This is a genomic window from Peribacillus sp. FSL H8-0477, from assembly GCF_038002765.1.
Lineage (GTDB): Bacteria > Bacillota > Bacilli > Bacillales > DSM-1321 > Peribacillus.
The window spans coordinates 1,049,239-1,064,955 of sequence record NZ_JBBODE010000001.1 but is presented as its reverse complement, the minus strand read 5'-3'; the positions used below and the strand labels follow the sequence as shown (position 1 = coordinate 1,064,955).

The window sequence follows — 15,717 nt, the reverse complement described above, 5'->3', positions numbered from 1 at the left end:
GGAGGTGCTTTTGAATGAGTGAAAATGAAAACCGTATGTTAGAAATGAGCGGTCATTATGACGGCCTTGGAAAAGTGGAAATTGCTCCAGACGTAATCGAAGTAATCGCAGGAATTGCTGCGAGTGAAGTCGAAGGCGTTGCCCATATGCGTGGTAACTTTGCTTCTGGTGTTGTTGAGAAGCTTGGGAAAAAGAATCACGGTAAAGGCGTCAAGGTTGATTTAGGTGAAGATGGCATTAAGGTCGATCTATATTGTGTCATGAAATTTGGTATCTCGATTCCAAAGGTTGCCCAAGAGGTTCAGGATAATATTCGTGAAGCGTTGTTAAATATGACTGCGTTGGAAGCGGAAGAAGTCAATATCCATGTTGTTGGCATCCAATTTGATAATGGCAAACAAGAACCAGAATTTGAACAAGAAGTATAAGCGATCTGAATTCTTTCAGACTTTGCTTCAAAATGAAAACCCGGCTTATGCCGGGTTTTTTGCATGGAAAATGGTGAAATATGTGTTCCGCTGATTAAAGTGAAGCGATATGAGGCATACAAAAGGTAAGGAAACCAAAAGTTATTTCTTACTTTATGGTTTCTCAAATGATAAATTTCTGATAGAGTATAAAGGATGAATTAACATTTGAAGGATAGCAAATGGTTCTTTTTTTACTGGTTTTACTTATTATGTGCAGTTGTATAAGAGTGAAAAAAGTTTAATTCTTAATATTTATCGTATTTATTGGTTTATTGTTCGTCTTTGCTATCATTTTCATATATAATAGTGGATATAAAAGGAGTTTAACAATGAAAAGAAGAACAGCACGTGAAAAAGCCCTTCAAGCGGTATATCAAATTGAAATCGGAAAAGGAGAAATTCAAGATGCGATAGAAAGCGTATTGGATGGCACCCCAAACGATCAATACTTCGAAAAGCTTGTTAAAGGTACGGAAGAAAATAAAGAACAAATTGATCAAATCATTATGGAAAACCTTGAAAACTGGAAAATGGAACGATTGGCGAATATCGATCGAAATCTGCTGAGAATTGCAGTATATGAGATGAAGTATTGCGAAGATGTTCCAGTCAGTGTAGCAATGGATGAAGCGATTGAAATCGCAAAAATTTACGGTGATGACCAATCTAGCCGCTTTATTAATGCAGTCCTATCAAAGGTGAAAGACAAGCTCGTTTAACATTCTACACCTTCAAATCATTTCTTTACCTGTGGGATTGTGAACGAATCAATATTGCGGTGCCGAAGGCTCACTGAAATTTGCGTTTCTATAACAACTAATTTTAGGAGTGATCGGCTTATGACAGCTAAGATAATTGATGGAAAAGAAATTGCTCAATCAGTAAGAAATGAGCTGCGTTTAGAAGTGGAACAGCTTAAACAAGATGATATAACCCCAGGTCTCGCAGTTATCTTAGTCGGTGATAATCAGGCTTCAAAAACTTATGTTACCAATAAGCAAAAAGCCTGCGAGGAAATTGGTATGTATTCAGTACTAATAGACTATCCCGAAACACTTTCACAGGAAGTGCTGGTTGCTAAGATTAAGGAACTGAATGAAGATAAAGCCATTCATGGTATTCTCGTTCAACTTCCGCTTCCTGCCCACATTGATGAAACAGCCATTATTGAGGCTATTTCACCTGAAAAGGACGTAGACGGTTTTCATCCGATTAATATTGGCCGCATGATGACGGGTCAAGATGCTTTTCTGCCGTGTACGCCATACGGTGTGATGGTCATGCTTGAACATATCAATTGTGAGATTGAAGGCAAGCATGTAGTAGTTGTCGGCCGCAGTAATATTGTCGGAAAGCCAGCCGGACAATTGTTCCTTAATAAAAATGCTACCGTCACATATTGTCATTCCCGGACCAAGGACCTGAAAGCCATTACCAATCAGGCAGATATTCTCGTCGTTGCAGTAGGAAAACGAGATATGATTACCGCGAGTCATGTGAAGGAAGGGGTAATCGTCATCGATGTCGGCATGAACCGGAATGACCAAGGCAAGCTGTGCGGAGATGTCTCTTTTGACGAAGTAAAAGAAAAAGCTTCTTACATTACACCGGTCCCAAAAGGGGTAGGTCCGATGACCATTACCATGCTTTTGAAAAATACCGTTAAATCGGCAAAGAAAGCGGCTTTTACAGGAGTAAAGTAACTTAAACCTTTTGTTGAAACGTCAAAAAGCACTCATACCTGTAAAAATACAGTGTAAAAATTAGAAGAAGCTGTTCTCTTGTTTTATAATAACTAGAGACAGCTTTTTCTGTCTGTACCCATTTAGATAAAACATAATGATCTCAGATAAATTAGGCCCCAGTGCGAAAAGGGTGAGTACCTTCCATCAGCGTCTTGCTCCCTGTGGAAAAGATGAGCGCCTCTAGATGAGCAAAAAACGCCATCAGAGTCTCTCCCTATAACATCTGCAGCAGAATAGACGCTTCCGGCTTTTTAAAGGAGTCTAGCTGCAGCGTCTTGCTTCCTGTGGAAAAGATGAGTGCCTCGGATGGCAAAAAACGCCATCAGAGTCTCTCCCTATAACATCTGCAGCAGAACAGACGCTTCCGTCTTTTTAAAGGAGTCTAGCTGCAGCGTCTTGCTCCCTGTGGAAAAGATGAGTGCCTCGGATGGCAAAAAGCGCCATCAGAGTCTCTCCCTATTTCCTTCGGCAGCAGAACAGACGCTTCCGCTTTTTTAATACAAAGGAGTTTTTTTATGGATAGTTTAAAATATTTGAGTGTTTCGGTTTGGACGAAGTATATAAAGCGGAAGTTCGATGCGGATCCTCATTTGCAGCAAGCTTACATAAAAGGGGAAATATCGAACTTTAAGCAGCATTCGAGCGGACATATGTATTTTACGCTTAAGGATGAAAAGGCGAGGCTTCTTGCGGTTATGTTTTCAGCGCATAATGGCAGTTTAAAGTTCATGCCTGAGAATGGAATGAAGGTCCTTGTTCGAGGCGACATCAGCGTGTATGAACAAAGTGGTCAATACCAGCTGTATGTCAAAGCAATGACTCCGGATGGAGTGGGCGACCTATATACGGCTTATGAACAATTGAAAAAGAAGCTTGAGAAAGCTGGCTTGTTTGCACCCCTTCATAAAAAAACACTTCCGCTGTATCCCAAATCAGTTGGGGTCATTACTTCTCCGACAGGGGCAGCGTTACGAGATATTCTAACAACAATTAAGCGTAGATACCCTATAGCCAAAGTGATTATTTATCCAGCGCTGGTTCAGGGGACTAACGCGGCGCCATCCGTCGTAAAGGCAATTAGCACCGCAAATGCACGTGATGAAGTTGATGTCTTAATTATCGGCCGGGGCGGTGGTTCCATTGAGGAACTTTGGGCTTTTAATGAAGAAATCGTTGCGAATTCAATCTATGATTCAGACATACCAATTATTTCAGCTGTCGGCCATGAGACTGATTTCACGATTGCTGATTTTGTCGCTGATTTACGGGCTCCAACGCCTACTGCAGCAGCTGAACTAGCCGTGCCGCATCTAAATGAAATTATGGAAAGACTCTTAAATCGAAAAAATAGACTTTCCAGAGCCATTCAGGAAAATGCTGCTGCACAAAGAACCAGACTTGCCCGTTTAGAAAAATCCTATGCATTCCGCTATCCGCGCAAAATGTATGAACAGAAACTTGAACAGCTGGATAAAGCGACTGAAAGGCTTCAGAGAGGAAGCGGAAAGTACTTTTTACAGAAGCGCGAAATGTTGCAGCGCTCAACTGCAATTCTTCAAAAACAGCATCCTGAACAACAAGTCGTTCTAGCGAAGGAACGGTTACTTGCTCATAAAAAGATGCTTACTCGTTTGATGGAAGCCAGTATGAAACAGCATACACAGCAATTTCTACATCTTAATTCAACCCTTTCTGCCTTAAACCCATTAAATATCATGGATCGGGGCTACGGTTTAATTTATACGGGAGAAGAAGAATTAGTAAAAAGTACGAAGCAAGTGTCACCCGGTGATACGATCGCTGTTCAGATTAAAGATGGAACCCTTGAATGTAAAATTGAGAAGATAGAGGAGCGGAAATGATTATGGCAAAAAAAGAAGAAGTAACATTTGAACAAGCAATGGAAGAGCTTGAAAAAATTGTTGAGCAGCTAGAAGAAGGCGATGTCCCATTAGAAGCTGCCATTACTATTTATAAACAAGGGATGGATTTGTCGAAGCTTTGTCATCAAAAACTAAAAACAGTAGAAAATCAATTGACTCAAATTCTGAAGGAAGACGGCGAGCTTGACAGCTTTGCAGTTCAGGAGGAAGAATAATGAGTAATCAGACGCTCGCGACCTATTCTGCTGAACATAAGGCCTTAATTGAAGAAAATATGATTCAGTTCATTCAAGACTTACAAGCACCTGAATCGTTGAAAGAAGCGATGGTGTATTCACTCCAGGCTGGTGGAAAACGGATCAGACCCCTGTTTGTTTTCGCTGTTATTACTGCGTTTAAAAAAGATTCGAAAATAGGGATACCTGTGAGTGCAGCTATTGAAATGATTCATACTTATTCATTAATTCATGATGATCTGCCTAGCATGGATGACGATGATCTTCGCAGAGGGAAGCCGACCAATCATAAAGTGTTTGGGGAAGCACATGCGATTCTTGCTGGTGATGGGTTACTGACTTACAGCTTCCAGTTGGTGGCTGAAATGAATCATCCTGACGTGACGAGTGATATGAAATTGAAGTTGATTCGCTTGATTGCACAAGCAGCTGGTGCTGAAGGGATGGTCGGCGGACAAATCGCTGATATGGAAGGCGAAGAGAAACAGCTTAGTTTAAAGGAACTTGAATATGTACACGAACATAAAACGGGAAAACTATTATCTGCAAGTGTTCTGGCTGGAGCGATTCTATCTGAAGCGAATGCAAAACAGCTGGCACTCCTAGAAGTATTTTCTTATCATTTGGGATTAGCTTTCCAAATCCGCGATGACATTTTAGATGTGGAAGGCGATGAATCAGTCATCGGGAAACCGGTTGGAAGTGATGAAGGTAACCAAAAGAGCACCTATCCTGCGCTTCTCACGATGGATGGAGCCAAAGAAAAACTAGCTTACCACATCGAGCAGGCGCTCACGGCTTTGGATCAGACAGGGATTGAGACAGAGCTTTTAATTAGTTTAACCAAAATGATTGCTGTTCGAAATCATTAATCGACAAAATTTGTCTAGAAAATGCGATTATGGTATACTCATGGTAAAAAAATGAGTAAAATAGGGAAAGCAAAGGGTTGCAGTTCTACTGAAAAACTGTTTAATCTTTATGATATAATGAAAGAGAAGCCGCCGGAAACTTGTGTGTCTCGGCGGCTATTTTTCGAGTAGTCGAACTTATGCCATGAATACGAGACGAAAGACGAACCATAAAAAATTTTTTTCTAGTAGATATTTGCTGGAAAAATGATAGAAAGTGAGTGATCCTGATTGGATCTTCTAACTATAAAAGACCCTTCATTTCTAAAAAACCTAACGAATGACCAATTAAAAGAGTTAAGTGCAGATGTAAGAAAGTTCTTAGTTGAACAGCTTTCGGTCAGCGGCGGACATATTGGTCCAAACCTTGGAGTCGTTGAACTAACAATTGCTCTTCATAAAGAATTTAACAGTCCTGAGGACAAAATTATCTGGGATGTTGGTCATCAATCATATGTTCATAAAATATTGACAGGACGTGCCAGCCAATTTGATACCTTAAAGAAATATAAAGGGCTGTGCGGTTTTCCAAAAATGAATGAAAGTGAACACGATGTCTGGGAAACTGGTCATAGTTCTACATCACTTTCTGCTGCAATGGGTATGGTAGCAGCTCGTGAAATTAAAAAAGAAAAAAATTACGTTCTTCCTGTTATCGGTGATGGAGCGTTAACTGGCGGTATGGCCCTTGAAGCCTTAAATCATATCGGTTCAGAACAAAAGGACATGATTGTCATTCTAAATGATAATGAAATGTCGATTGCGCCAAATGTTGGTGCACTTCATAGTGTGCTCGGACGATTGAGAACGGCTGGTAAATATAAGTGGGCTAAAGATGAATTAGAAATGTTCTTGAAAAAGATTCCAGCAGTTGGCGGTAAGGTTGCGGCTACAGCAGAACGGCTTAAGGATAGTATGAAGTATTTGCTTGTATCCGGTGTTTTCTTTGAAGAACTTGGCTTTACGTATCTTGGACCGATTGATGGTCATAACTACGAGGAACTATTCGAAAACTTACGATATGCCAAAAAAACCAAAGGTCCCGTTCTTTTACATGTAATTACGAAAAAAGGAAAGGGATATTCTCCTGCTGAATTGGATCGTACAGGTAACTGGCACGGAACAGGTCCATATAAAATCGATACAGGTGCTTTTGTTAAGTCACCCGTTAAGGGTCCAGCATGGAGCTCACTTGTGAGTGACACGGTCCTAAAATTAGCTAGAGGCGATGAGCGGATTGTGGCGATTACACCTGCCATGCCTGTTGGATCGAAGCTTGAAAAGTTTGCCAGTGAGTTTCCAGAACGGATGTATGATGTAGGAATTGCCGAGCAGCATGCCGCTACATTTGCAGCAGGCTTGGCTACACAGAAAATGAAGCCGTTTTTAGCTATTTATTCTACCTTCCTGCAGCGAGCCTATGACCAGCTCGTGCATGATATCGCCAGACAGAACCTGAATGTATTTATCGGTGTTGACCGTGCCGGACTAGTTGGAGCGGATGGGGAAACTCATCAGGGTGTATTTGATATCGCCTTCCTGCGTCATCTGCCGAATATGGTTGTGATGATGCCTAAGGATGAAAACGAAGGACAGCATATGGTTAATACAGCGATTAAATATGATGACGGCCCAATTGCTATGCGTTTTCCAAGAGGAAACGGATACGGAGTCCCAATGGATGAGACACTAAGAGAAATCCCAATCGGCAGCTGGGAAGTGTTACGTGAAGGAACCGATGCAGCTATCTTGACGTTCGGGACAACCATCCCGATGGCATTAGAGGCTGCGGAACGATTAGCAAAAGATGATATATCTGTAAAAGTGGTCAATGCACGGTTTATTAAACCGCTTGATTCAGATATGATGATTGAATTGCTTCAACAAAAAATGCCAATCCTAACAATTGAAGAGGCGATTCTTCAAGGCGGTTTCGGGAGCGCGGTTCTAGAATTCAGCCATGATCATGGTTTCTCAGGAGCAGTAATTGATAGAATGGGAATTCCAGACCGATTTATTGAACATGGCAGTGTAGATCAACTATTAGAGGAAATTGGAATGACCGTAGAAGATACAGTTAACAAAATAAATCTGCTTACACCAAAAAAGCAAAAAAGGGCCTGACATAATGAAAGTTAATAAAGAACGTGTTGATGTATTACTAGTTGAAAAAGGATTAGCAGAAACACGAGAAAAGGCTAAGCGAATGATAATGGCTGGACTTGTCTATGCAAATGAAGTACGTCTGGAGAAACCCGGCGAAAAGGTACCTGTAGATTATGAGCTGATGATAAAAGGAAAAGTAATGCCTTATGTATCAAGAGGTGGATTAAAGCTTGAAAAAGCCTTAAAGGTATTTGATTTGTCTGTAGATGGGAAGATTCTTTTAGATATTGGATCTTCTACAGGCGGCTTTACCGACTGTGCACTTCAAAATGGTGCAGTGATGTCATACGCTTTAGATGTAGGCTACAATCAGCTGGCCTGGAAGCTCCGTCAAGATGAGCGTGTAAAGGTAATGGAAAGAACCAATTTCCGCTATGTAACACCTGTCGATTTAGACGGAGAAATGCCTAACTTCTCAAGTATAGATGTGTCATTTATCTCCTTGAAATTAATCCTGCCAGTCCTAAAAACTTTACTTGTTCCCGGCGGAGATGTAGTGGCACTTGTAAAGCCACAATTTGAAGCGGGTAAGGATCAAGTGGGGAAAAAAGGCATTGTACGCGAGCCTAAAATTCATCAAGCTGTTATGAAAAAAATCATAGACTTTTCTTTGCAGGAAGGTTATGACGTTTTAAATGCCTCCTACTCTCCAATTACAGGCGGCGACGGCAATATTGAATTTCTGCTTCACCTGCATTGGACAGGGCCTAAGGAGACGGGAGAAAACCTTCTGAAGCAAACCATCGAGGACATTGTCACAGAGGCACATGTTGAATTAAAACAGCAAAAAAACGAAAATTAACACAAAAGCTCCGGCAATAAATTTGCTCTGGAGCTCTTTTTATGAATATTTATGCAGTTTAAAGTCGGAAATTTGATAAAAAAATTGTACAATGGATAGTAAATCCGCTACGATTATTTTAAATCATGATTATCTAAAGAGGTGCTTAAATGAATAAAGGCCAGCGACATATAAAAATTCGAGAAATCATTGCTAACAATGATATAGAAACTCAAGATGATTTGGTTGAGGAGTTAGAAAGCAGAGGCTTTAATGTTACGCAGGCAACGGTCTCAAGAGATATAAAAGAATTACATCTAGTCAAGGTGCCGATGATTGACGGCCGATATAAATACAGCTTGCCTGCTGATCAGCGTTTTAATCCGCTGCAAAAGTTAAAACGGCTGCTAATTGATGCTTTTGTTCGTATTGATACGGCAAGTAACATGCTGGTGTTAAAGACGATGCCAGGCAACGCACAGGCGCTGTGTGTGTTGATAGACAATTTGAGCTGGGAAGAGATACTGGGAACGATTGGCGGCGATGATACCTGCTTGATTATTTGTCAGACCCCTGAAAAAGCAGAACTGGTTGCCGAAAAGTTTTTAGACATGCTCTAATATGGAAATAAGGGGATGAGCAATTGTTAACGGAATTATCAATTCGCAATTTCGCAATCATCGATGCACTTTCAATATCTTTAGAAAAAGGATTAACAGTCTTAACTGGGGAAACGGGTGCTGGAAAATCAATTATTATTGACGCGATTCACCTATTGGTTGGCGGTCGTGGATCGGCAGAGTTCATCAGACACGGAGAATCAAAGGCTGAAATTGAAGGGTTATTTATTATTGACGAAGAAAAACATCCCGTATTTGAAAAAATGCAGGAAATAGGCATTGATATTACGGATGGGATGGTCGTTTTACGTCGTGATATTGCTTTAAGTGGAAAGAGCGCTTGTCGGGTGAATGGAAAGCTTGTGACGATTGCTATACTTAGGGAAATCGGTCGAACGCTTATTGATATTCATGGACAGCATGAACATCAGGAGCTGATGGATGAACGACTTCATTTGCCGCTGCTGGATCAATTTGGCGGAGAGAAAATTGTACAAGCGATATCCGAGTATCAACGACTGTACAAAGACTATGATTATGCAGTTAAGCAATTAAAGAAATTGAGTCAAAATGAACAGCAAATGGTTCATCGACTCGATTTGATTCAGTTTCAGCATGATGAAATCGAAAGCGCTGAACTGGTGCTGGGCGAAGATGACAGCTTGACTGAAGAAAAAAAGAAAATTAATAACTTTGAACGGCTGCATGAGTCCTTGCAAACCGGTTATCAGTCTTTAACTGGGGAGCAGCGCGGGTTAGACTGGTTGTCTCTGGCAATGAATAACCTTGAAGAAGCAGCTGAGCTTGATGAATCGACAAAAGGGATTTCTGAATCCATTTCCAACAGCTATTTTATTATTGAAGACGCAGTCTCCTTAATTCGTGATCAATTGGATTCCCTCGAATATGATCCAGAGCGGCTCGATTTGATTGAAAGCCGTTTAAATGAAATTAATCAGCTCAAACGTAAATATGGGAAAACCATTGAAGAAATCGTTGAGTATGGTTCGATGATTGAAGAGGAAATTGAAACCTTGCAAAACCGTGAAACGCATATCGTTAAACTGGAAGCTCAAATTAAATCTATACGAGCTGATTTACTTGTAGAAGCGAAGAATTTATCTGAACTTCGACAAACATATGCTAAACAGCTTACTGATCATATTCAGAAGGAGTTACAAGAGCTGTATATGGAAAAAACGATTTTTGAAGCACATTTCCATAAAACAGCATTTACCTTTACAGACGCGGACGAAGTGGGGAAAAACGGTCTTGACAGTATGGAATTTTATTTGTCAACGAATCCCGGTGAACCGTTAAAACCACTATCAAAAATTGCCTCTGGCGGTGAATTGTCGCGAATTATGCTTGCTCTCAAAAGCATTTTCTCCAAACATCAAGGAATTACTTCCATTATTTTTGATGAAGTCGATACTGGAGTCAGTGGAAGAGTAGCCCAAGCCATAGCAGAAAAAATTCATCAAGTTGCTTCAGGCTCACAAGTGTTGTGTATTTCCCACTTGCCTCAGGTTGCGGCAATGGCTGATATTCACCTGTTTATTGCTAAAAATATTAAAGATGGCCGGACAAATACCTCTGTAAAATCTTTGAATGAAGAGGATAAAATTAAAGAAATCGGCCGCATGATTTCTGGAGTCGAAATTACCAACTTGACGAAGGAACATGCTCGTGAATTAATCCTTCAGGCAGATCAAAAAAAGTATGTTAAATAGGCTTAGTCCTATAAGCACCAACAGAAATCATAATTGAATTTTATAAACAATGTAAAGCTATCCAAAAACGGATAGCTTTTATTTTATCCTTGGGTTATAAATGACTGCTGCAAAGGCAAAATTAAAGGGGTAGCCATTTATATCGCGAGGAGGAGAGAAAACAGCTTGAAAAAAGAATGGATTAGAAAAATCATCGGTGGAATTCTCCTTATTTCGCTACTAACACTTGGGTTATATCAGCCATTCCGTGAATTTATGACTATTCCCAGAAAAGTTGTACTTTTCGAAGGGGATCACTATACGTTTTCTAAGGCATTGCCCGTTTCTGCAACTGTATTTTCTCCAGATAATAGCATATCTATCCAAAATGAAAATTCAGCTTTAACTGTAGGTGGAGAGAAGCCTGGGAAAAATCAAGTATTATTTGATGTAGCGGGTTTTCCAATAAAAAAGGTTGATGTACAGGTTTTAAAGAATTTTAAGGTTATTCCCGGAGGACAATCAATTGGCGTCAAACTGAATACACTAGGAGTACTTGTAGTGGGTCATCACCTGGTTGATACCAAAGAAGGGAAAAGATCACCTGGTGAAAGTGCCAAGGTAGAGGTTGGAGATATTATTACGAAGATTAATGGACAGGTAATAAAGAAAATGTCAGATGTGACTCCATTTGTTCAGCAAGCCGGTGAAAGCGGTAAGCCGCTGCAACTTGTTATTAACCGAGAAAACGAGACCATTGATACAACACTTAAGCCTCTGAAAGATAAAAATGAAGGCAGCTTCAAGCTCGGTTTATATATCCGGGATTCGGCAGCAGGAATTGGCACCATGACTTTTTATCACCCTGATTCAAAAAAATATGGTGCACTCGGGCATGTGATTTCGGATATGGATACGAAGAAACCAATCATTGTAAAGGATGGAGAAATCGTCCGTTCTACAGTGACTTCCATAGAAAAAGGAAGCAACGGTGAGCCTGGCGAGAAACTCGCTCGATTTTCTCCTGATCGCGAAGTAATTGGAACCATTAATCGAAATAGCCCATTTGGCATCTTTGGAAAAATGAATGGGAAAAGTGATGAAAAATTGACAACAAATAAACCACTCCCCATTTCACTTTCACATGAAGTGAAGGAAGGCCCTGCAAAGATCTTAACGGTTGTAGATGGATCGACTGTAGAGGAATATGATATTGAAATTGTGAGTACCATCCCTCAAAAGTTTCCGGCCATTAAAGGAATGGTTATCAAGGTCACCGATAAAGAGCTTCTGGCTAAAACAGGCGGAATTGTTCAAGGTATGAGCGGCAGTCCGATTATCCAGAATGGGAAGCTCATTGGTGCAGTAACCCATGTGTTTGTTAACGATCCAACGAGCGGATATGGAGTTCATATTGAATGGATGCTCAATGATGCGGGTATCGATATATATGAAAAAGCAAAGAATCCGTCAAAAGCAAGTTAATACCCAAAGGCTGCCGAGAATTATCGGCAGCCTTTTTTCACTTTACTTACTATTCAGACTCTTACTTATAGAGAAATTTCACATTATCACTTGTTATGTGTTAATATACGGTAATAAGAATTATTCGACAAAAATAACTGGTTAGAGCGAATAACGTCGAAAACTAGAGAGAACACGAGAAAAATAAAGATTTTCTATAATTTAACCTAAAATAAAGGGAATATAGTTTTCATTGTCGAAAAGTTCAATTACAATGATTATAAAGATAATTAGAAAAAATGACCAATTGTAGTTGAGGAGGAATTTTAACGTGGATAAAATTAAGGTGTGTGTTGTAGATGACAACAGAGAGCTCGTCTCGTTATTGGAAGAGTATATTTCAGCCAAAGAAGATATGGAAGTAATTGGGGTTGCGCATAACGGACAAGATTGTTTGAGTTTATTGGAATCAATCGAACCCGATATCTTGATTTTGGACATTATTATGCCTCATTTAGATGGGCTGGCAGTTCTTGAGAAATTACGTGATCAGAGACGCAATAAAATGCCAAGTGTAATTATGCTTACTGCTTTTGGTCAAGAAGATGTAACCAAAAAGGCTGTTGATTTAGGCGCATCTTATTTTATTTTGAAGCCATTTGATATGGAAAACCTGGCTGGACATATCCGTCAAGTCAGCGGCAGAGAATCCATGTTAAAAAAATCCTCCCACTTTAATTATCGCAGTCCAGTAGAACAAAAACCCAAGAATCTTGATGCAAGTATAACGAGCATCATTCATGAAATCGGGGTTCCAGCTCATATCAAAGGGTATCTATATTTGCGAGAAGCTATATCCATGGTCTATAACGATATTGAATTACTTGGATCGATTACGAAAGTTCTTTATCCTGATATCGCTAAGAAATATAACACAACAGCAAGCCGTGTAGAACGGGCTATCCGTCATGCAATCGAAGTGGCGTGGAGCCGTGGGAATATAGAATCCATTTCAACGTTATTCGGATATACTGTGTCCATGACGAAAGCAAAACCTACTAATTCAGAGTTTATTGCTATGGTCGCTGACAAGCTGCGCCTCGAGCATAAGGCTTCTTAAATAACTTTAGTACAGACATTTTATAATCCATTTTCCTTAGATGGACCAATGAACGTGAATTATTCTCAGCGGGACGGTAGAAGTCAACTTAGTTGTTGGCTTTTTTTGTGTGTAATCTGTCAAAATATTCTTTGATTTACCTAATCGATTCTCCTTTATATGGTAAGATAGTAATATAAAATGGTAGAAAGGAATCATTTATGGAAATTGAAAAGAATGAGTATTTTTTACTAGAAGAATTAGATCATGCGTTATACATAACTATGTACCAAAAGGGATTCTCCTTACTTACCTTCAATGAACTAATCTCTAAACACCCGCGCATTAATTTGAATCGATTTAAAGAATTAAGAACGGCCATTACTTCTGGTCATGGTGAGAAGGTACATATTGGTGATTTTAAACCAGAAATAGAATGTACAGTTGCTGTGGATAAAATGGCAGCGTTTATTACGTTAAATTGTACGGAAGAAGCTCTTAGAAACGAACGTACCTATTTCACTTCGGAAATTATAAACTGTTTACATAATCATTCAGTCAAGGAAGGAATCATGATGGACATCCTTTCCGGTCAAATGGCTGTTAACAAGGAAATTTTGATTGCAAAGGGAATAGAGCCCGTTCATGGACAAGATGCGGTTATTACTTATTTTAAACGCTCTGTTCGAAAACCTACAATCAGGGAAGATGGAAAAGCAGACTATTATGATTTAAATTTTTTAGATGAAGTAAAAATGGGGGATTGGCTGGGTGAAAAAATTCCAGCAACGAAGGGAACACCGGGGAAAACCATTACTGGTGAATATGTCGTCCAAAAAAATGGGAAAAATAAAAAGTTAGTATTTGATCAGAAGACTGTTGAAGCGTGTGAAGAGAATGGGAAAGTTGTTCTTCGGGCTTTAAGGGATGGTGTAGTCGAAACGCCTGGCGGGAAAATACAGGTTGGCGATCATTTGATCATTAATGGTGATGTGGGTGTTGAAACAGGTAATATTGAATTTAATGGAAGCATTACCATTAATGGATCCGTTTGTGAAAATTATTCTGTGAAAGCAACAAAAGATGTTGCCATTGAAAGTGAACACGGAATCAGTCATTGTGACAGAATTGAATCGGTTACGGGTGATATTTATATTCGAGGCGGTATCTTTGGTAAAGGAAAATCCGTAGTGAAGGCTGGAAAAAACATTTATGTTAAACATGCGAATGAATGTTTTCTTGAAGCTTTAGGAACGATACATATTGGATATTATGCGTTAGGCAGTCATGTAAAGGCTAATCATATTATCGCGGATGAAAAGAACGGGAAGTTAATTGGCGGGGTAATAGAAGCCCGTGGAAAAGTAAAAGCGGCTATAGTCGGGAACCGGCTTGAACGAAAGACAATCATCCAGGTTGCAGGGTTTGATCGAAAAAAGGTTGAAAAGGATTTAAAAGAAACGTTATTAGAATACAAAGCCAATATACTTAAGATGGAGCAGTTGAAGCAGAAAATAGAAATTTTTGATTCAATTGAGGGCGAGACAAATGTTCATCAAAAGTTTCAATATGAACAAGTAAAAAAAACCTATGATCAAATAATGGTTACGATTTTCCAACATGATGAGAAGCGCCGTTATCTAATGGATATGCTTGAAATCAAAGGAGATGGAGAAGTGACCATAGGACAAATGGCGTTTCCAGATACCTGTTTGGAAATTAAAAGCCTGCAAAAAAATATCAAAGAATCGACAAAAGGGACTTTCTTTGCAGAGAATAATAATATGCACTTCGAGTAAATAAGTAAAGTAGATAAAGCGAGCTGTTCCTTCATAGATATAACTGAACGTTATTATCTTAAGGAGCGGGTGTACAATGAAAATATTCGCTCATCGAGGAGCAGCAGGAACCTATCCAGAAAATACAATGGTCGCATTCATTGAGGCAAAACGAAGCGGCGCGGATGGAATTGAGCTTGATGTTCAGCTTTCTAAAGATGGAATTCCAGTAGTCATACATGATGAAACGCTGAACAGAACGACAAATGGAAATGGATTTGTTAAGGATCAAACCATGGAAGAGATGAAGAAGCTGAATGCAGGTTACAAGTTTGGAAAACTAGGCAAGAGAACGCCTATTCCAAGCCTCCAGGAGGTATTCGAATGGATCCAGCACACCGATTTATTGTGTAATATTGAACTTAAAAATGGGGTTATTCTTTATCCAGGACTTGAGGAAAAAGTTATTCAGCTTGTCAGAGGATATGGATTAGAGAAGCGGGTCATTCTTTCGTCTTTCAACCACTACTCTCTCGTCTATGCTTGGCGTCTTGCTCCTGAAATTGAAACAGCTCCTTTGTATCGAGACGGAATCTATATGCCCTGGATATATGCCAGCTCAATAGGTTCTAGAGGAATGCATCCTTCCATTCATGCCGTACCAGATGCGTTAATTATTGATGCAATGGCCTATGGAATTCAGGTAAGACCCTACACCATTAATGGGGAAGAAGAAGTTAAAAGACTGTTGAGTATCAATTGCAGTGCCATCATCACTGACTTTCCTGAACGAGCGGTGAGGATTAGGGAATTAAATAGGAGTAAATAATGACTAAAAACCCGGCCAATGAA

The 15,717-nt window shown here is 39.7% G+C and carries 14 protein-coding genes; all 14 read left to right on the top strand.

Annotation, left to right across the window (positions count from 1 at the left end; translation table 11 throughout):
* The first annotated feature begins 14 nt into the window (after positions 1-14).
* The 14 genes from MHI18_RS05490 to MHI18_RS05425 all read left to right on the top strand — a co-directional run bounded on the left by MHI18_RS05490 (position 15) and on the right by MHI18_RS05425 (position 15,694).
* Positions 15-428: an Asp23/Gls24 family envelope stress response protein gene (locus MHI18_RS05490; protein ID WP_040373423.1), complete on the top strand. Its 414-nt coding sequence runs from the start codon at positions 15-17 to the stop codon at positions 426-428.
* A 371-nt stretch (positions 429-799) separates the two neighbouring features.
* Positions 800-1,189, top strand: coding sequence for a transcription antitermination factor NusB (gene nusB / locus MHI18_RS05485; RefSeq protein ID WP_340846387.1), 390 nt, complete (start codon positions 800-802; stop codon positions 1,187-1,189).
* Positions 1,190-1,309: 120 nt separating this feature from the next.
* A complete protein-coding gene (gene folD, locus MHI18_RS05480; protein ID WP_340846386.1) occupies positions 1,310-2,173 on the top strand; it encodes a bifunctional methylenetetrahydrofolate dehydrogenase/methenyltetrahydrofolate cyclohydrolase FolD in 864 nt (287 codons plus the stop codon).
* Positions 2,174-2,730: 557 nt separating this feature from the next.
* Positions 2,731-4,077: an exodeoxyribonuclease VII large subunit gene (gene xseA / locus MHI18_RS05475; RefSeq protein WP_340846385.1), complete on the top strand. Its 1,347-nt coding sequence runs from the start codon at positions 2,731-2,733 to the stop codon at positions 4,075-4,077.
* Positions 4,078-4,079: 2 nt separating this feature from the next.
* Positions 4,080-4,313, top strand: a complete 234-nt coding sequence (gene xseB, locus MHI18_RS05470; RefSeq protein WP_340847584.1) for an exodeoxyribonuclease VII small subunit — start codon at positions 4,080-4,082, stop codon at positions 4,311-4,313.
* A complete protein-coding gene (locus MHI18_RS05465; protein ID WP_340846384.1) occupies positions 4,313-5,206 on the top strand; it encodes a polyprenyl synthetase family protein in 894 nt (297 codons plus the stop codon). Before xseB ends, MHI18_RS05465 begins: the two co-directional genes overlap by 1 nt.
* Positions 5,207-5,476: 270 nt before the next feature.
* Positions 5,477-7,369, top strand: a complete 1,893-nt coding sequence (dxs, locus tag MHI18_RS05460; protein WP_340846383.1) for a 1-deoxy-D-xylulose-5-phosphate synthase — start codon at positions 5,477-5,479, stop codon at positions 7,367-7,369.
* Between the two features lie 4 nt (positions 7,370-7,373).
* Positions 7,374-8,213, top strand: coding sequence for a TlyA family RNA methyltransferase (locus MHI18_RS05455; protein WP_340846382.1), 840 nt, complete (start codon positions 7,374-7,376; stop codon positions 8,211-8,213).
* Positions 8,214-8,362: 149 nt separating this feature from the next.
* Positions 8,363-8,812, top strand: coding sequence for a transcriptional regulator AhrC/ArgR (ahrC, locus tag MHI18_RS05450; protein WP_340846381.1), 450 nt, complete (start codon positions 8,363-8,365; stop codon positions 8,810-8,812).
* A gap of 23 nt (positions 8,813-8,835) precedes the next feature.
* Positions 8,836-10,545, top strand: coding sequence for a DNA repair protein RecN (gene recN, locus MHI18_RS05445; RefSeq protein WP_340846380.1), 1,710 nt, complete (start codon positions 8,836-8,838; stop codon positions 10,543-10,545).
* A 165-nt stretch (positions 10,546-10,710) separates the two neighbouring features.
* Positions 10,711-12,009, top strand: coding sequence for a SpoIVB peptidase (spoIVB, locus tag MHI18_RS05440; protein WP_340846379.1), 1,299 nt, complete (start codon positions 10,711-10,713; stop codon positions 12,007-12,009).
* Positions 12,010-12,319: 310 nt separating this feature from the next.
* Positions 12,320-13,108, top strand: coding sequence for a sporulation transcription factor Spo0A (gene spo0A / locus MHI18_RS05435; RefSeq protein WP_040375066.1), 789 nt, complete (start codon positions 12,320-12,322; stop codon positions 13,106-13,108).
* Positions 13,109-13,308: 200 nt separating this feature from the next.
* A complete protein-coding gene (locus MHI18_RS05430; protein WP_340846378.1) occupies positions 13,309-14,886 on the top strand; it encodes a DUF342 domain-containing protein in 1,578 nt (525 codons plus the stop codon).
* A 76-nt stretch (positions 14,887-14,962) separates the two neighbouring features.
* Entirely contained in the window at positions 14,963-15,694 is a 732-nt protein-coding gene (locus MHI18_RS05425; RefSeq protein ID WP_340846377.1) for a glycerophosphodiester phosphodiesterase, read from the top strand.
* Positions 15,695-15,717 lie beyond the last annotated feature (23 nt).